16 protein-coding genes are annotated in these 17532 nt (G+C 65.6%); 11 read left to right on the forward strand and 5 right to left on the reverse strand.

Translation table 11 applies throughout. The annotated features are described in order from the left end of the window. The first annotated feature begins 68 nt into the window (after positions 1-68). The 4 genes from A5759_RS24230 to A5759_RS24245 all read left to right on the forward strand — a co-directional run bounded on the left by A5759_RS24230 (position 69) and on the right by A5759_RS24245 (position 4069). The gene (locus A5759_RS24230; protein WP_068201836.1) at positions 69-878 is read left to right on the forward strand and encodes a FadR/GntR family transcriptional regulator; all 810 of its coding nucleotides are present in this window, start codon (positions 69-71) and stop codon (positions 876-878) included. 19 nt (positions 879-897) lie between these two features. Then, the gene (locus A5759_RS24235) at positions 898-1611 is read left to right on the forward strand and encodes an SDR family NAD(P)-dependent oxidoreductase (RefSeq protein ID WP_068201839.1); all 714 of its coding nucleotides are present in this window, start codon (positions 898-900) and stop codon (positions 1609-1611) included. Positions 1612-1709: 98 nt separating this feature from the next. Continuing rightward, entirely contained in the window at positions 1710-2915 is a 1206-nt protein-coding gene (locus tag A5759_RS24240) for a cytochrome P450 (RefSeq protein WP_068201841.1), read from the forward strand. Then, the gene (locus A5759_RS24245; protein WP_068201843.1) at positions 2912-4069 is read left to right on the forward strand and encodes a Zn-dependent alcohol dehydrogenase; all 1158 of its coding nucleotides are present in this window, start codon (positions 2912-2914) and stop codon (positions 4067-4069) included. Before A5759_RS24240 ends, A5759_RS24245 begins: the two co-directional genes overlap by 4 nt. Before the next feature lie 27 nt (positions 4070-4096). Here the strand turns inward: A5759_RS24245 and A5759_RS24250 are convergent, their stop codons facing one another. The 3 genes from A5759_RS24250 to A5759_RS24260 form a co-directional block, all read right to left on the reverse strand. Then, positions 4097-4333: a hypothetical protein gene (locus A5759_RS24250; RefSeq protein ID WP_066844094.1), complete on the reverse strand. Its 237-nt coding sequence runs from the start codon at positions 4331-4333 to the stop codon at positions 4097-4099. Positions 4334-4455: 122 nt separating this feature from the next. Then, positions 4456-5670, reverse strand: coding sequence for a cytochrome P450 (locus tag A5759_RS24255; protein WP_068201845.1), 1215 nt, complete (start codon positions 5668-5670; stop codon positions 4456-4458). Positions 5671-5680: 10 nt separating this feature from the next. Next, positions 5681-6517 (reverse strand): mycofactocin-coupled SDR family oxidoreductase, encoded by an 837-nt coding sequence (locus A5759_RS24260; RefSeq protein ID WP_068201847.1) that lies wholly within the window; start codon positions 6515-6517, stop codon positions 5681-5683. A gap of 140 nt (positions 6518-6657) precedes the next feature. Here A5759_RS24260 and A5759_RS24265 point away from each other — a divergent pair, with 140 nt between their 5' ends. From A5759_RS24265 to A5759_RS24285, 5 genes are all read left to right on the forward strand, one after another. Further along, positions 6658-7167: a TetR/AcrR family transcriptional regulator gene (locus A5759_RS24265; RefSeq protein WP_066844102.1), complete on the forward strand. Its 510-nt coding sequence runs from the start codon at positions 6658-6660 to the stop codon at positions 7165-7167. Between the two features lie 160 nt (positions 7168-7327). Further along, entirely contained in the window at positions 7328-7756 is a 429-nt protein-coding gene (locus A5759_RS24270) for an MmpS family protein (RefSeq protein WP_064396475.1), read from the forward strand. Beyond that, complete coding sequence (locus A5759_RS24275) at positions 7753-10659, forward strand: RND family transporter (RefSeq protein ID WP_068201849.1); 2907 nt, start codon at positions 7753-7755, stop codon at positions 10657-10659. The genes A5759_RS24270 and A5759_RS24275 overlap by 4 nt, the downstream gene beginning before the upstream one ends. Further along, positions 10656-10997, forward strand: coding sequence for a DUF732 domain-containing protein (locus A5759_RS24280; protein ID WP_068201851.1), 342 nt, complete (start codon positions 10656-10658; stop codon positions 10995-10997). Before A5759_RS24275 ends, A5759_RS24280 begins: the two co-directional genes overlap by 4 nt. Positions 10998-11055: 58 nt before the next feature. After that, positions 11056-11460 (forward strand): DUF5078 domain-containing protein, encoded by a 405-nt coding sequence (locus tag A5759_RS24285; RefSeq protein WP_082693726.1) that lies wholly within the window; start codon positions 11056-11058, stop codon positions 11458-11460. A gap of 6 nt (positions 11461-11466) precedes the next feature. Here the strand turns inward: A5759_RS24285 and A5759_RS24290 are convergent, their stop codons facing one another. Further along, positions 11467-12456 (reverse strand): hypothetical protein, encoded by a 990-nt coding sequence (locus A5759_RS24290; protein ID WP_068201853.1) that lies wholly within the window; start codon positions 12454-12456, stop codon positions 11467-11469. Positions 12457-12676: 220 nt separating this feature from the next. Between A5759_RS24290 and A5759_RS24295 the strand changes: the two genes are divergently transcribed. Both A5759_RS24295 and A5759_RS24300 read left to right on the forward strand, forming a co-directional pair. Next, on the forward strand, positions 12677-13306 hold the full coding sequence (locus tag A5759_RS24295) for a cutinase family protein (RefSeq protein WP_068201855.1): 630 nt from the start codon (positions 12677-12679) through the stop codon (positions 13304-13306). 83 nt (positions 13307-13389) lie between these two features. After that, positions 13390-16257 (forward strand): RND family transporter, encoded by a 2868-nt coding sequence (locus A5759_RS24300; RefSeq protein WP_068201857.1) that lies wholly within the window; start codon positions 13390-13392, stop codon positions 16255-16257. On the opposite strand, the gene A5759_RS24305 is transcribed toward A5759_RS24300, so the two are convergent. Then, positions 16214-17503, reverse strand: coding sequence for an acyltransferase (locus A5759_RS24305; RefSeq protein WP_068201859.1), 1290 nt, complete (start codon positions 17501-17503; stop codon positions 16214-16216). The genes A5759_RS24300 and A5759_RS24305 overlap by 44 nt on opposite strands. Positions 17504-17532: the final 29 nt, after the last annotated feature.

The following is a 17532-nucleotide window of genomic DNA, read 5'->3' on the forward strand; positions in this document are numbered from 1 at the left end:
GTGACCATCGCCGCATGGCACGGCAACCCTGCAGGTGGCCGGGCTATCACTGTTAATATTGCTAAGATATGACAACACTGGGAATCGGGCCCGAGGCACGTCGCCGCCTCGGGGCGCGCCGCACAGCGGAGATCGTCGCCGACGAGTTGCGCCGCCAGATCATCGAGGGTGAGCTCAACGACGGTGACCTGCTGCCGCGTCAGGAAGTGCTCGTCGAGCAGTTCAGCGTGAGCCTGGTGTCGTTACGAGAAGCCTTGCGAATTCTGGAGACTGAAGGCCTCGTCTCGGTGCGTCGAGGCAACCGTGGCGGAGCGGTCGTGCACGCGCCCGCCAAAGCCAGCGCCGCCTACATGCTGGGCTTGCTGCTGCAGAGTGACTACGTGCCGCTCGCCGACCTCGGTACGGCGCTACAGGAACTCGATCCGATGTGTGCGGCGCTCGCCGCGCGCAGACCCGACCGCGGTAAGACGCTCATCCCCAAGCTCAGGGACCTCAATGCGGCGATGGCCGAACACATCGACGACGGAGCGCGATTCACCGAGATCGGCGGGCAGTTCCACGACGAGATCGTCCGCGGTTGCGGTAATCACACGGTGATCGCGGTCGTCGGCAGCCTGGAGACACTGTGGACCGGGCACCTGAACTGGTGGGCCGAAGACAGCGCCGCCAGAGGCGAGTACCCGGCGATGAACAAGCGCCGCATCGCGTTGTCCGTCCACACCAAGATCGCCGACGCGATCGAGGCGGGCGACGGCGAACGCGCACGAAAGCTGGCCGCCAAGCACGTCGCCGACACTCAGACCTACCTGTTGGCAGGAAATCCCGAACAACGGATCGTCGCACTGTCACCGCAGGCGCTCGCGCAGCGGAAGCGTTAGACGGCTTGAAGGGCAATGCGTGCGAACGGCTTTGATCACCGGCGGTAGCGGTGGAATTGGCAAGGCGTGCGGGCGCAAGCTCGCCGAACTCGGTTACGACGTGGTGTTGACGGCACGGCGGGAGGCGCCGCTACGGGCCGCCGCCGAGGAGATGGGCGCGCGCTACGTCGTCGCCGACGCGAGCCTGCCGTCGGGGTTCTCCCCCGCCGTCGAGGCGGCAGGCACCATCGACGTGCTCGTGCACGCCTCGGGTGTCCTCGGTGGAACCTACGCCCGCAAACAGACTTTCGAGCAGTGGCGCGCGACGATGTCGGCGAACCTGGACTCCTGCTTCGTGGTGACGTCGGCCGCGCTGCCACGGATGCGGGCCGGCTCCCGGTTCGTGTTCATCTCGTCGTCGGCGGCGCATGAGCCGATGCGCGCCCGCACCGCCTACTCGGCGGCGAAGGCGGGTATGAACGCTTTCGCCGGCGCGCTGGCGCAGGAGGTCGACCGCGACGGAATCAATGTGCACGTCGTCACTCCCGGGCCCGTCGAGACCGAGATGCTTCAGGACGTGCCGTTCGAGATGTACGCGATCCGGGCAGCGGATGTGGCCGACGCCGTCGCCTGGCTCGACACCGTCGACCCGGCGGTGGACGTGCCGGAGATCAGGTTGCATGCGATCACGCGCGGACCGTCGGCCCGTCCGCCCGTCGTCCCCCTCGAGGCACAACGCCGCGCCAATACGTGATTTCAGTGGCTCCGCCGCCCTGCGCTTACCTTGACCTAGATTCCCTAAAATAGTAAAGATGGGCGGGTAGAGCGCCAACCCCGCTGCCGGGAGGCAAGGTGACGATCAGCACCCGTTCGGATGACCAGACCGCTCCCGATGTGGCCAGCGATCCCTACGGATTCTTCGAGCGCATGCGCACGACGGAGCCGGTGTGGCGCGGCACCATCATGGACACCACCGACATCCCGCCGGAGCTCCTGCCACCGGAGGAATGGACGCTGTTCGACTACGACAGCGTGTACAACGCCTTCCGCGACAGCGACGTCTACGGCTCGGAGGTGTACCACCGCACCATCGAGTTGGTGTTCGGTCCGACCATCCTCGGGATGCACGGCAAACAACATCATGACCACCGCAGCCTGGTGGCCAAGGCGTTCCGGCAGACCGCGCTGGCCCAGTGGGAACCCGAGGTGATTGTCCCGATCTGCGAGAAGCTGGTCGACGAGTTCATCGACGACGGCGAGGTCGACCTGGTCAAGGCGGTGACCTTCGAGTTCCCGACCCGCGTCACCGCAGAGTTGTTGGGGCTCCCGCAAGACGATCTGGAGATGTTCCGCCGCCTCTCACTCGAACTGATCTCGATCACCGAAGACATCGAGGCGGGATTGACCGCTTCGGTCGAACTCGGCGCGTACTTCCAGGAGCAGGTGAACCAGCGGCGCCGCCGGATGACCGACGACGTCATCGGCGACTTGGTCGGCGCTGAGATCGACGGTGAACGGCTGACCGACGAGGCGATCATCTCGTTTCTGCGACTCTTGCTTCCCGCCGGGCTGGAGACCACCTACCGGTCGTCGGGCAACCTGCTGTATCTCCTGTTAACGCACCCTGACCAACTCGAGGCGGTCCAACGCAACCGCGAGCTGATCGGAGCCGCGTTCGAGGAGGGGTTGCGGTTCGAGACGCCGTTGGTGAGCGTGCCGAGGTCCACGACGCGCGACGTGGAAATCCACGGTGTCCCCATACCGGAGGGCGCACAGGTCAACCTCTGTATCGGATCGGCAAACCGCGACGAAAAGCGTTGGGACAACGCGAATGTATTCGACATCCACCGCCCGCGGCGTGCTCACACCTCGTTCGCCGGTGGACTGCACAGCTGTCTGGGAATGCACCTGGCGCGAGTGGAGACCAGGGTGATGCTGACCAGTTTGTTCGACCGTGCAACGGATTTCGAGTTGCAGGTCGATGAGGACACCCGGCTCGCCGGCCTGCCGTTCCGCTCCCCCATCCATCTGCCGGTCACGTTCCGCCCGACACGATGAGGAGCCGTGCGGCGATCCTGCACGACGTCGGCGGTCCATGGTCGGTCGAAGAGTTCGAACTCGACCCGCCGCGCGCGGGTGAGGTGCTCGTCGAGATGGCCGCGGCCGGGTTGTGTCACTCCGACGATCACATCCTCAAGGGCGACATGTCGGTCTCCAACGAGATCGCCCGCCAGTACGGTCTGACACCGATGTTCCCGATGATCGGGGGCCACGAGGGGTCTGGCAGGGTGCTCGAGATCGGCGAGGGTGTGACCGAATTCGCGGTCGGCGATCACGTCGTGATGTCGTTCGTCGCGGTGTGCGGCCAGTGCCGTTGGTGCGCCTCCGGATTGGAGTACCTGTGCGACGAGGGCGCCGGGACGATGGTGCCGGGCATGCCGACCGACCAGACCTTTCGCCACCACACCACCGACGGCCGTCCACTCGGCCATCTGTCCAAGGTCGGCGCCTTCGCCGAGCACACCGTGGTGTCGGCGCACTCGCTGGTGAAGATCGACCCGCGCCTGCCGCTCGTCACGAGCGCGCTGCTGTCCTGCGCGGTTCCGACGGGCTACGGTTCGGCGGCCAACCGCGCCAACGTGCGCGGGGGTGACACCGTGGTGGTGATCGGTGCCGGTGGCATCGGAACCGCGGCGATCCAAGGCGCGCGGATCAACGGCGCCGCGCAGATCGTGGCCGTCGATCCCGTCGAGTTCAAGCAGAAGGCAGCGCTGCAGTTCGGTTCCACACACAGTGTTTCGACCGTCGCAGAAGCGCTCGATCTGGTCCGCGACCTCACCAACGGGGTCATGGCGGACAGCGTGGTGGCCGCGCCGTCGCTGATCGCGGGCGGGGACGTCGACGCCTACCTGAAGCTGACGCGCAAGGGCGGCACCTGCGTGCTGACCGGGATGACGGCGCAGACAACACGATCGGCGAAGATCGCGCTGCAGGACTTCATCCTGTGGAACAAGAACCTCGTCGGCACCGTCTTCGGTTCCTGCAACCCGCGAGCCGACATCAGCCGACTGGCCACCCTCTACCAGTCGGGCCTACTTCAGCTCGACGAGATGATCACCCGCCGGTATCGGCTCGACGACATCAACACCGCGTACGACGACCTGCTGGAGGGCGAGATCATCCGAGGCGTCATCGATTTCGCGCTCGACTAGAGCGCAGGCAGCCTGGCCGGATCGCGACTAGTACTGGCCCAGTGGGCGACACACGTTGGAGATCGGATTCCAGTACTCGCCCGGCGCGCATGCCAACGGAGCGGTTGCCACCGGACCGCGACACACGTTCGCCACCGGATCCCACCACCCGTTCGGGCAGTCGAGGGGTTGCGCCGCGCCGGTTGCCGCGGTTGCGATCGAGAATGCCGCGATCGGGCCGGCAGCTGCGGCGAGGACCATCGCACGAGAAATGATCTTGCTCATGCGACGAGCTTGCCCCAAACGGCACCGTCGCAAACCGCCGGCTCCGCAGAAAACCGTTTAACCGGTTGATCGCACGCATCAGGTGCGTGCGATCAACCTGTTAAGTCCCAAAGCTGCCCGCCTCAGGGCAATACGACGTCGAGCCGCTCCCAGCCGCGGACCGTCGACGTCGGCGCGAGCCGCGCGGTCTCGGTGTCGATGTCCCACTCCGGCCAGCGGTTGAGCAGCTCGTCGAGCGCGACGCGGCCCTCCAACCGGGCGAGGTTGGCGCCCAGGCAGTAGTGCACCCCCTTGCCGAATGTGATGTGGCTGATGTTGTCCCGATGGATGTCGAAGGTGTCCGGATTGTCGTAGCGGCGCGGGTCCCGGTTGGCGGCGCCGAACATCAGCAGCATCGCGCTGCCGGCCGGCACGGTCCGCCCGTGGGCCTCGAAACCCCTTGTGACCATACGGGCCACGTTGTGACCGGTCGGCTCGTACCGCAGCGTCTCGTCGACCACCCGCTGTAACAACGAGCGGTCCCCTACCACCTCGCGGCGCTGATCGGGGTGCTCGGCGAGCACTTTCGCCAGCCAGCCGATGAGCCGGCCGGTGGTCTCGTTGCCTGCGCCCGCGACCACCTGCGTGTAGTGCAGGACCTCTTTGCGGGTCAGCTTGCGCGTCACGCCGTCCTCGTCCTCGAACTCGACGTTGAGGAGGGCGGTCATCAGGTCGTCGGAGGGATTCTTCGCGCGCCAGTCAACGTATTCGGCGTAGATACTGCCGTCGGCGATCTTGTCCGCGCGCACCACTTTCATGGGTGAGCCGGGTTTGGTGCGCAGGCTCGCGTCGTTGGCGTCGCGCACCGTCACCTGCTCCGATTCGGGGATGCCGAGCAGCATCCCGATGACGCGCATCGGCATCATCGACGCGAGCTCGGCGATGATGTCGAACCGCTCCGCGCCGACCAACGGATTGAGGCAGTTGACGCAGTACTGGCGGATCTGGTCCTCGAGCTCGGCCATCCGGCGCGGGGTGAACACCCGCGACATCAGGCCGCGCAGCCTCGTGTGAACCGGCGGATCCTCCATCATCATCACGCCTTTGGGCATCTCGAACTCCGACTGGATGAGTTCGAGGATGTCGCCGCGGCTGTTGGAGAACGTCTGCCAGTCGAGCAGCGCCCGCTCGACGTCGTCGTGGCGCGACAGCGCCCAGAAGTCGTAGGACTCGTTGTAATAGAGCGGCGCTTCCTCCCGCAGGCGGGCATACGTCGGATACGGGTCGGCGACGATGTCCACCCGGTATGGGTCGTAGTAAACGGCGCTGCCGTGGGCCTTCTCGTCAACAGCGGTCATCGGTTCTCCCCTACTTCAGGAGGCTGCCGGCGTCGACGGGCAGAGTCACACCGGTGATGTAGCGGGCTTCGTCGGAGGCGAGAAACAGCACGGCGTTGCTGATGTCGACCGGCTCCACCCACGGGATCGGAAGGAAATGGAACGACTGGCAGATCGGCGCGAGATCGTCGGGTCCCGGGTTCTGCAGGTCCGGACGAAACAGTCGGTAGGTCGGTTCGTTCATCAACAGCGGGGTGCAGACATGGGTCGGGTGCACGCTGTTGACCCGGATCGAGTGCGCTCCGAGTTCGACGGCGAAGGTGCGCATCAGCCCGACGACACCATGCTTGGCGGCGATGTAGTGGCCCACCTGCGGGTAGGCCTTGGTGCCGCCGACCGAGCTGGTGAGGATGATCGATCCGCCGCGGCCGCCGGCCAGGAGATGTGGAACCGCCGCTTTGACGGTCTTCCATACGCCGCTGAGGTTGACGTCGATCGTCTCGTCGAAGCGGTCCTCGGCCATCTTGTGCAGCTTCACGCCGGTGGTGCCGATGCCGGCGTTGGCTACGACGATGTCGAGGCCACCAAGCTGTTCCACGCCGTTGTCGACGGCGGACTTCAGCGCGTCGAAGTCGCGGACGTCGACTTCGGCCGTGACGATGCGTCGGTCGAGGTTCTTGACCATGTCGGCGGTCTCGGCGAGGTCCTCGGGAGTGGCCGCCGGTGCGGTCGAGTCCTCAAAACCGCGGCAGATGTCGACCGCGATGACGTCGGCGCCCTCCTGTGCCAACCGCACCGCGTGGCTGCGTCCCTGACCGCGTGCCGCACCGGTGACGAATGCGACCTTGCCTGCCACCCGACCCGCCATCGCCGCAGCTCCCCTCACTTGTTGGGCGATCGCCCAACATCTAGGCTGGCGCCATGTCTAGCAGCCCCGTCGGCGAGCGGTCAAGGGGTGGACGCGAGTCTTCCGCTCGCTCAGCCCTGATCGAGGCGACCGCCCAGGTCATGCTCGAAGAGGGCTACGCCGCAGCCACGTCTCGGAGGGTGGCGGCCCGGGCCGGGGTGAAGCCCGCGTTGGTTCACTACTACTTCCCGAGCATGGACGATTTGTTCCTAGCCGTGCTGCGCGAAGGCGCCGAGGCCAACCTGTCCCGTCAGCGTGAAGCCGCCGATGCCGACGAACCCTTGCACGCGCTGTGGCGCCTGAACAGCACCCACGGGGCGCGGCTCTTCATGGAGTTCATGGCCTTGGCCAATCACCGCAAGGACATCCGCAGTGAGATCGCGGCCTACGCCGAGCGGTTCGGGGGCGTCGAAGAGCGCGTGGTGGCCGCGGCGATGAAGGCCCACGGCGCCGACGTAGAGGCATTCCCGCCCGTGGTCATGTCTATGATCGTCACCAGCTTGGCCCGCATCGTCCTTCTCGAACGGGGGCTCGGCATAACCCGAGGTCATGCCGAGGCGGAAGCGTTCATCGAGCGCTACCTGGACCGTTTCGAAATCAAGTCGTCGTGACCTGGCCCACACGGTTGACGCGCGGGTGACCAGCAGCACTCTGACTTGAGTTAACCTAGGGCTCAATGAGAACTTATACGGGCTAAGTTACGCACAGACGCATGCACAGCGACGAATACGACTTGAGGGCGGATATGGGTTGCATCGGGCGGACGCAGTAATGCTCCGGAAGGCGAGAAAGGTCTGGCTGCCCATCGTCATCATCGTTGTGGTGACCATCGCGGGTTTCACGGTCAGCCGCATCCGGACCTTCTTCGGCGCCGAAGGCGTCATCGTCACCCCCCGGGTGTTCGCTGACGACCCCGAACCGTTCGACCCGAAGGTCATCAAATACGAGATCTTCGGTACCGGCTCGTATGCCGACATCAACTATCTGGACCTCGACGCCAGGCCGCAGCGCATCGACGGCGCGTCGTTGCCCTGGTCGCTGACACTTCAGACCACGGCGCCGTCGGCCGCGCCCAACATCGTCGCGCAGGGAGACGGCCAGACCATCACCTGCCGAATCACCGTCGATGACGAGATCAAGGACGAAAGAACCTCCACTGGCGTGAACGCCCAAACCTTCTGCTTTGTGAAATCCGCATGACCTCACCGACGAACGAGGCGCCGACGGACGCCTTCCCTTCCGTCCGCCGGGCCAAGCGGCCCTTCATCCCGCGGACGATCCGCACGTTCGCGGTCCCGATCATCCTGGGCTGGATCGCGGTCATCGCGGTGCTCAATGTGACTGTGCCGCAGCTGGAAACGGTCGGCCAGGAGCGCGCGGTCTCGATGAGCCCGGACTTCGCTCCGTCGATGATCGCGATGAAGCGTGTCGGCCACGTCTTCCAGGAGTACGACTCCGACAGCTCGGCCATGATCGTGATCGAGGGCGAGCAACCCCTCGGCGAGGACACCCGCGCCTTCTACGGCGAGATGGTCGCCAAGCTCGAAGCCGATACGAAGCACGTGCAAAGCGTCCAGGACTTCTGGAGCGATCCGCTCACCGCCTCCGGCGCGCAGAGCAGCGACGGCAAAGCCGCCTACGTGCAGGTGTACCTGTCCGGTAACCAGGGCGAAGCGCTGGCCAACGAGTCGGTCGAGGCGGTCCAGGACCTGGTCGATGGCATGCAGCCACCGCCGGGCGTGAAGGTGTTCGTGACCGGTCCGGCGGCACTGGCGGCCGACCAACACATCGCCAGCGACCGCAGCATGCGGGTCATCGAGGCCCTCACGTTCACGGTCATCATCACGATGCTGCTGCTCGTGTACCGGTCGATCATCACCGTGATCCTGACGTTGGTGATGGTCGTCCTGCAGTTGGCCGCCGCCCGCGGCATGGTGGCGTTCCTCGGCTACCACGAGATCATCGGGCTCTCCCCGTTCGCGACCAACTTGTTGGTGACGTTGGCGATCGCCGCGGGAACCGACTACGCGATCTTCCTGACCGGCCGTTATCAAGAGGCGCGCGGTACCGGAGAAGACCGAGAGACCGCGTACTACACGATGTTCCACGGCACGGCGCACGTGGTGCTGGGGTCCGGTCTGACGATCGCGGGCGCGCTCTTCTGCCTGAGTTTCACGCGGTTGCCGTACTTCCAGACGATGGGTGTGCCGCTGGCCGTCGGCATGGTGACCTCGGTGATTGCGTCGCTGACGTTGGGGCCGGCGATCATCAGCGTCGCGAGCCGGTTCGGCAAGGTGCTCGAACCCAAACGGGCGATGCGGGTGCGCGGCTGGCGCAAGGTCGGCGCCGCCGTCGTGCGGTGGCCCGGACCGATCCTGGTCGCGACGGTGGCCCTGTCGCTGGTCGGCCTCCTTGCGCTGCCGGGTTACCGGACCAACTACAACGACCGCAACTACCTGCCGGCCGATCTGCCGGCCAACGAGGGATACGCGGCGGCCGACAGGCACTTCTCGCCGGCCCGGATGAATCCCGAACTGCTGATGATCGAGAGCGATCACGACCTTCGCAACTCCGCCGACTTCCTGGTCATCGACAAGATCGCCAAGCAGATCTTCCGCGTGCCCGGAATCTCGCGCGTGCAGGCCATCACCCGGCCCGACGGGAAACCCATCGAGCACACGTCGATTCCGTTCCAGATCAGCATGCAGGGCACCACCCAGCAGATGAACCAGAAGTACCTGCAGGACCGGATGGCCGACATGCTGGTGCAGGCCGACGAGATGTCCAAGACCATCGCGAACATGGAGCGGATGTCCAAGCTCACCGAGGAGATGGCCGCGACCACGCACAGCATGGTCACGAAGATGAAGGACATGACGGTCGACGTGGCCGAGTTGCGCGACAACATCGCCAACTTCGACGACTTCTTTCGACCGATCCGCAACTACTTCTACTGGGAACCGCACTGCTTCAACATCCCGATCTGCTGGGCGTTCCGGTCGGTCTTCGACACCCTCGACGGCATCAACACGATGACCGACGACATCCAGGACCTGCTGCCCGATATGGAGCGACTGGACCAGCTGATGCCGCAGATGGTCACGCTGATGCCGCCGATGATTGAAACGATGAAGACGATGCGGACGATGATGCTGACGATGTACTCGTCGCAAAAGGGTCTGCAGGACCAGATGGCAGCCATGCAGGAGAACTCGACTGCCATGGGTGATGCCTTCGACGCGTCGATGAACGACGACTCCTTCTACCTTCCGCCGGAGGTCTTCGACAACGAAGAGTTCAAGAAGGGCATGGAGAACTTCATCTCTCCGGATGGCAAGTCGGTGCGCTTCATCATCGCCCACGACGGTGACCCGATGACCCCAGAGGGCATCGCGCGCATCGACGCGATCAAGCAGGCCGCCAAGGAGGCCATCAAGGGCACGCCGCTGGAGGGCTCCACGATCTACCTGGCGGGCACCGCGGCGGTCTACAAGGACATGTCGGACGGCAACAGCTACGACCTGATGATCGCGGCCATCCTCGCGCTCGCCCTGATCTTCACGATCATGCTCCTGTTGACCCGCGCGGTCGTTGCGGCCGCGGTAATCGTTGGCACTGTGGTGATCTCGCTCGGCGCGTCGTTCGGGTTGTCGATCCTGATCTGGCAGCACATCCTGGGCATCGAGTTGCACTGGATGGTCATGGCGATGGCGATCATCATCCTGTTGGCGGTCGGCGCGGACTACAACCTGCTGCTGGTGTCGCGGATGAAAGAAGAGCTGCACGCCGGCATCCGGACCGGGATCATCCGGGCGATGGGCGGCAGCGGTTCGGTCGTGACATCTGCGGGTCTGGTGTTCGCGTTCACGATGATGTCGATGGCTGTCAGCGAATTGACAGTGATCGGACAAGTCGGAACGACCATCGGACTTGGCCTGTTGTTCGATACTCTTGTCATCCGGGCATTCATGACGCCGTCCATCGCGGCGCTCATGGGTAAGTGGTTCTGGTGGCCACAGCGGGTGCGAGAACGTCCAGTGCCTGTAGCGTGGCCGAAACCGAGGGAACTGACGCCGTCAGGGGGGGAAGGAGCACAGTCATGAAACGACTGATCAGTGGGGTTGCTGCCGCAGCGGCGGCGCTGGTGCTGGCCGCACCCGCCCAAGCGCAGGACATCGACACCGATTTCAGTAACGAGCTGCACACGTACGGCATCTACGGGCAGAAGGACTACAACGCCTGGATCGGCAAGATCACCTGCAAGCGGATACGCAAGGGTGTCGACCGCGACGCCTTCGCTTCGGCGCAGTTCGTCCAGAAGCAGCTGGCGCGGGGTCAGAACAGCACCGACCAGTCGTGGAAGTTCCTGGCCGGAGCGCTGCGCTTCTACTGCCCCGACCTCCTGCACACCCTCGACCAAGCCCGTGACCGCGAGAGCTAGGAGTCCGAAAGTGTTTCGTAAAGCCACCATTGCGCTGGCGTCCTTCGGCTGCGCGGCGATGATCTTCCCGGCCACCGCAGCCGCCGACGCCACCGACGACTACCCGATCCCGAACCGGATCATGAGGACCACCTGCACGGTCGACCAGTACATGGCCGCCGTTCGCGATGAGGACCCGTTCTACTTCGAGCGCTACATGATCGACTACCGGAACCGGCCCGCCGACGTACAGAAGGGCGCCCGCGACCGGATCTACTGGTTCTTCTCGCTGGACTACGCCGGTCGCCGTCAGTACGCGGAGAACACCGCCACCAACGTGTTCTACGAGCAGATGGCCACCCGGTGGGGCAACTGGGCCAAGCTCTTCTTCAACAACAAGGGTGTCGTCGCGCACGCGACCGATGTGTGCATGAACTACCCGCCGAGCCAGCCCGAGATCTGGAACTGGACCACCGCGCCGTAGCGCGGGTCAGGGCAGCCCGCCGAACAGCGGGCTCAACGCCGCCTGAATCGGATCCGCGGGTGGCACGAACGCCGGCGGCGCCGTAGCGGGTTGGGCAGCGGGCGCCGGGCTCGGCGCTGCCGGAGCTGCTTGCGCCACAACGACTGTCGCGATCGGTGCCTGATGTAGGTGGGCCACCGGTGCCACCGTTTCCGTGGCCGGTTGCGCGGTGACCTCTGCAGCGACGGCGGTGTCGGTGGCGACGTCGGATACCGCTTCTGGTGACGCGACCGCGGCCGGTGCCGGTACCGGTCGCGGAATCACCTGTTTCACCACGATCGGGACGACGGGCGCCGACGGCACGGCATGGACGCTGATCGACGGGCCGGCGTCCGACACCGCGGCCGCCGGAGTCATCGGCGCGGTCTCGGCCGAAGGGTCGACCCTGGCGTCCGGCGAATCCCAGCCGGCGAGTTCCGGACCGAAGGCGAACAGGGCGACCACGCCCGCCGCGAGGACCATCGCGGCCCGGCCGTGCGAACTCAACCGGCGCCGGGAGCGCTGCCGCGTCGACTTCCCTACCGGTGTGGACGGCGCGGCAGCACTGAGTACCGGTCTGGACAGCGCGGCGCCGCGGGCCGGCGCGACCTGGACGTCGTCGAATTCATCGGAGGACTCGAGCGTGCCGGCCCACGTTCGAGCGGCGTCCGTCATCCGTACCGTCGCCACCTTCGTAAACCCCATGTCGGACAGCGACTTCCGGAGCAGTTCGGCCTTCGCGTCGACATCGGCGCTCCACGTCATGCAGATCGCTTCGACGCGATGACCGCTGGCGGACGCGATCGCCCGCGCGCCCCGCACCGCTGCTTCGTGGGTGGAGATGTCGCCGTCGGTGGCGACGTCGGCGACGACGGTGAAGTGGTCGTGATCCACCGTCTTCGCATCGGCGCCCTCGCCTTCGAGCAGGACCCACGCGATACCGGTCGATGTCATCGACAGCCCGAGCACCGTGTCCACGTCGCCTCGCCTTCCGGCCGGATTCCGCCGCACCCGCGCTGCGCAGTCAAGATCGGCGAAGCGAGCGTAATTTGCTTCGCCGTGCTCGGCATCTTGAAAGCTGTGCGGACGCCTAGCGACCCGTCATCGGTCCGTTTTGCCCTTGGTCCGCTCCGTTGACGTCTCGTTAACGGCGTCCGGCGTGATGTCACGTATTGGCCCCGCGCGGCGAAATACCCGTATGAGCCCATTCGCCGGTCGCGCGGCCCTCCTGCCCGCCGCAATCACGCTGTCCGCACTGATCGGTGTCCCCGCTGCCCAGGCGGTCCCGTGCCCGGAGGTCGAGATCGTCTTCGCGCGCGGGACCACCGAGCCGCCGGGTGTAGGCGGAATCGGACAGGCCTTCGTCGACTCGGTGCGGTCGCGGTTGGGTGACCGGTCCCTGGGTGTCTACGCCGTCGACTATCCCGCCAGTCGCGACTTTGCGGTGAGCACGCGTGCAGGCGCCGAGGACACCCGTGCGCACGTGCAATCGATGGCCGCGGGCTGCCCCGCGACCAGGATGGTGCTCGGTGGCTACTCCCAGGGTGCCGCGGTGATGGACGTCGCCACCGCCGAGATGGCGCCGACGGTCGTTCCGCACGTCGCCGCGGTCGCCCTGTTCGGCGGTCCGCGCAGCAGCTTTGCCGATCGGCTGTCGCCCGGGCCGCTGCCGTCTGTGGGGCCCGACTACGCGGCCAAGACGATCGACCTGTGTGTCCCGAACGACCCGATCTGCTTCGAGGGGGGACGCGACATGGGCGCACACGTCGCCTATGTCCAGGCCGGATTGGTTAACCAAGCTGCAGAGTTCGCTGCAGGGCGGATCTGACTACCGTTTCAAGGCCCACATCTGGTAGGAACTAAGGCGGTCCTAACACCCCTAGGGAGGAGCTCCGCCGAGGTGAATTCCTGGTGAGCGCTCCCACCGCGCCTTCAACCGAACACGCCGCGCATTCCGAACGGTCTGCCCTGGCCAAGTGGATCCGGCGGCTTGCCCTACCCATCATCGTCGGGTGGATCGCGCTGATCGCGTTGCTCAACGTGACCGTGCCGCAACTCGAGGTCGTCGGCCAGATGCGCTCGGTGTCGATGAGCCCCTCGGAGGCTCCGTCGGTGATCGCGATGCAGCGCGTCGGCCAGGTCTTCGAAGAGTTCGAATCCGACAGCTCGGCGATGATCGTCCTCGAGGGCGAGCAGCCGTTGGGCGACGACGCGCGCCGCTACTACGACGAACTCGTCGACAGGCTCGAAGCCGACGACAAGCACGTCGAGCACATCCAGGACTTCTGGGGCGACCCGCTGACAGAGGCCGCGGCCGTGAGCGCCGACGGCAAGGCCGTCTACGTCCAGGCCTATCTGGCCGGCAACATGGGCGAGGCGCTGTCCAACGAGTCCGTGGAAGCCGTCAAGAGCATCGTCGACAGCATCCCGCCTCCGCAGGGGGTAAAGGTCTTCGTCACGGGCGGGTCCGCCCTGGTCGCCGACCAGCAGATCGCCAGCGACCGCAGCATCCGCATCATCGAGTACGCGACGTTCGCCGTCATCATCACGATGCTGTTGCTGGTCTACCGGTCGATCGGCACCATGCTCATCACACTGGTGATGGTCTTCCTGGCGCTGGCGGCCACGCGCGGAGTGGTGGCCTTCCTCGGGTACCACGACCTGATCGGGCTGTCGACATTCGCGACGAACCTACTCGTGACGCTCGCGATCGCGGCGTCCACCGACTACGCGATCTTCCTCATCGGGCGCTACCAGGAAGCCCGCACGCTGGGTCAGGACCGAGAGTCGGCGTTCCACACCATGTTCCGCGGCACCGCCCATGTGGTGTTGGGCTCGGGTATGACGATCGCCGGCGCCACCTTCTGCCTGTCGTTCACCCGGCTGCCGTACTTCCAGTCACTGGGTGTGCCGCTGGCGGTGGGTATGACGACGGCGGTGTTCGTTGCGCTGACGCTCGGTCCGGCGATCATCACGATCGCGACCCGTTTTGGTCTGCTGGAACCCAAGCGCGCCATGCGCATCCGTGGTTGGCGCAAGATCGGCGCCGCGATCGTGCGCTGGCCCGGGCCGGTCTTGCTCGCGACCGTCGCATTGTCACTGGTCGGATTGTTGACGCTGCCCGGGTACCAGCCCAACTACAACGACCGTTTGTATCTGCCCGCCGATCTGCCGGCGAATCAGGGCTTCGCGGCCGCCGAACGGCACTTCTCCCCCGCGACCATGAATCCTGAGTTGCTGCTCATCGAGACCGATCACGACCTTCGCAACTCGGCCGATTTCCTGGTGATCGACAAGATCGCCAAGGCGGTCTTCCGGGTGCCGGGCATCTCACGGGTCCAGACCATCACCCGCCCCAACGGCAAGCCGATCGAATTCAGCACGATCCCAGCGCAAATGAGTCTCGGCGGGGTCGGCCAGGACCTGAACCGCAAGTACACCCAGGACCGCATGGCCGACATGCTGGTGCAGGCCGACGAGATGCAGAAGAACATCGACACCATGACGCGGATGATGGCGTTGATGGGCGAGATGAACGCGACCACGCACAGCATGGTGCAGAAGACCAAGACCATGGCCGCCGACACGGCCGAATTGCGGGATCACATCGCTGATCTCGACGACTTCATGCGTCCGATCCGCAACTACTTCTACTGGGAACCGCACTGTTTCAACATCCCGGTCTGCTGGACGGTACGGTCGATCTTCGACACCATCGACGGCACGAACAAGCTGACCGACAATGTCCAGGACTTGATTCCGGACCTGGAGCGACTCGATGCGCTGATGCCGCAGCTGTTGGCGCTGATGCCCGAGCAGATCGAGTCGATGCGCACCATGCGGACCATGATGCTGACGATGCACGCTTCTCAAGGAGGCATGCAGGATCAGCAGGCCGCCATGAGCGAGAACCAGTCGGCGATGGGCGATGCCTTCAACGACTCGTGGAACGACGACACGTTCTACCTGCCGCCTGAGATCTTCGACAACGAGGAATTCCGGCGCGGCATGGAGAACTTCATCTCGCCCAACGGTCGTGCCGTGCGAATGATCGTCCAGCACGAGGGCGATCCCCTCAGCGCCGACGGTATCGAACGCATCGACGCGATCAAGCAGGCCGCGAAAGAGGCCATCAAAGGCACGCCGTTCGAAGGGGCCAAGATCTACGTCGGCGGTACCGCCGCGGCGTTCAAGGACATGCAAGAGGGCAACAATTACGACCTGATGATCGCGGGCATCCTCGCGCTGGCGCTGATTTTCACCATCATGTTGATCATCACGCGCAGCGTCATCGCCGCCGCGGTGATCGTGGGCACCGTCGTGCTGTCGCTCGGGGCGTCCTTCGGTCTGTCAATTCTGGTGTGGCAGCACATTTTGGGCATCGAGCTGCAGTTCATGGTCATGGCCATGGCGGTGATCATCCTGTTGGCGGTGGGCGCCGACTACAACCTGCTCCTGGTCGCCCGGTTGAAGGAGGAACTGCCCGCGGGTGTCAACACCGCGATCATCCGGGCCATGGGTGGCAGCGGATCGGTGGTGACCGCGGCAGGCCTGGTGTTCGCGTTCACGATGATGTCGATGGTGGTCAGCGAGTTGACCGTGGTGGCGCAGATGGGCACCACCATCGGCATGGGTCTGCTCTTCGACACATTGGTGATCCGCGCGTTCATGACACCGTCGATCGCCGCGCTGCTCGGCCGGTGGTTCTGGTGGCCGCAGCGGGTGAGGGCCAAGCCTAGGCCCGTGCCATGGCCCGCGCCGAAACAGCCGACGCCGTAAAGCAACCCAGCATCGTCCAGCCGAAGGTTCCGGTCAGCCCGTTCTTGGCCAGCAGCACCATCGCCACGCCCGCGAGCACGATCAGCACACCGGCCGCGACTGACCGTGCCCCGGTGGCGCCCACTGGTGCGTCCCACCACGGCAGGCGGCGATGCTCGAGCGGCGAGAGCAGTCGGAACAGGACGAACATGACGACGGCGAACACGGCGGCGCGAAGGGCGAGCCGTGCCCAAAAGTACGGTGCGTCAACGTTATACGCATCGAGGCCGATCGCGTGCAGTGAGAATGCGGCGATGGCGATCGCGACGATGTGCCAGAGGTACAGCGTCATCGCTCCCCCGTTGCCGACCGCGACGACGTACCAGACCCGTGGGCGCTGAGCCCACCGCTGGATCGCCCCTGCACAGGCGATGAACGCGGCGGACACCCAGGTGCAGTGCAACGCGAGAAGCAGGGTGGGCGGCGAAACGTTCGACAAGTGCTCGGTTCCGGTGACGACGAGCGACACCTCGTAGGGCCCGACCATCGCCAGTACTGTCTGCGCGATGAGCGCACCGGCCCCCACCGCGAGCGCGACGCGCGGGCTGATCAACCGTCGCGCGTACCCGACGCCTAGCGCGACCGGGATGAGCCAGACGATGACGAAGTTCGCGACTCCGGCCATCGGAGTACCGACCGAGAGCCGGATGCTGTCGACGGCCGTGGCCGCGGCCAGCAGACCGGCCACCAAGACCGCGACCTGGCGGCCCGTCGACAGTCGGGTCAGAGCGGGGACGAAGGCGAGCACGACCAGGTACACGCCCAGGAACCACAGCAGCGCGACGGACTCGCGACCGAGGTCTGCGGCGGAGTCCGCGCCGAGGGTCAGTCGCACGGCGAGCAGTCCGACCGTCCAGACCGCCAGGTACCAGAAGACGGGACGGCACAATCGCTGCGCACGCGCGACCAGCCACGTGCCCCACGACTTGCCTGCATGCCAGCCGTATGCCCCCGCGGCGCCTCCGGCGAGGAAGAACAGAGGCATGACCTGCACGATCCACGTCACCGGCGTGAGTGCCGGAATCTCTCCGAGGATGTTGCCAATTCGGACGCCGCCGGAGTCGATCGTCGCCAGCAGCAGCGCGCAGTGGCCGAACATGACCACGATGAGCGCGGCCAGGCGGGCTACGTCGACGGCGCGGTCGCGGGTCGGCGGGGTGTCGGCGGCCAGTTCGTCGGCGCCCGACAGAGGCTTGGTCAGCGGCATGAGTTCAGCATGCCCCGGCAGGCCGGGGC

It is taken from the genome of Mycobacterium sp. 852014-52144_SCH5372336 (assembly GCF_001665615.1).
Taxonomy (GTDB): Bacteria; Actinomycetota; Actinomycetes; order Mycobacteriales; family Mycobacteriaceae; genus Mycobacterium; species Mycobacterium neumannii_A.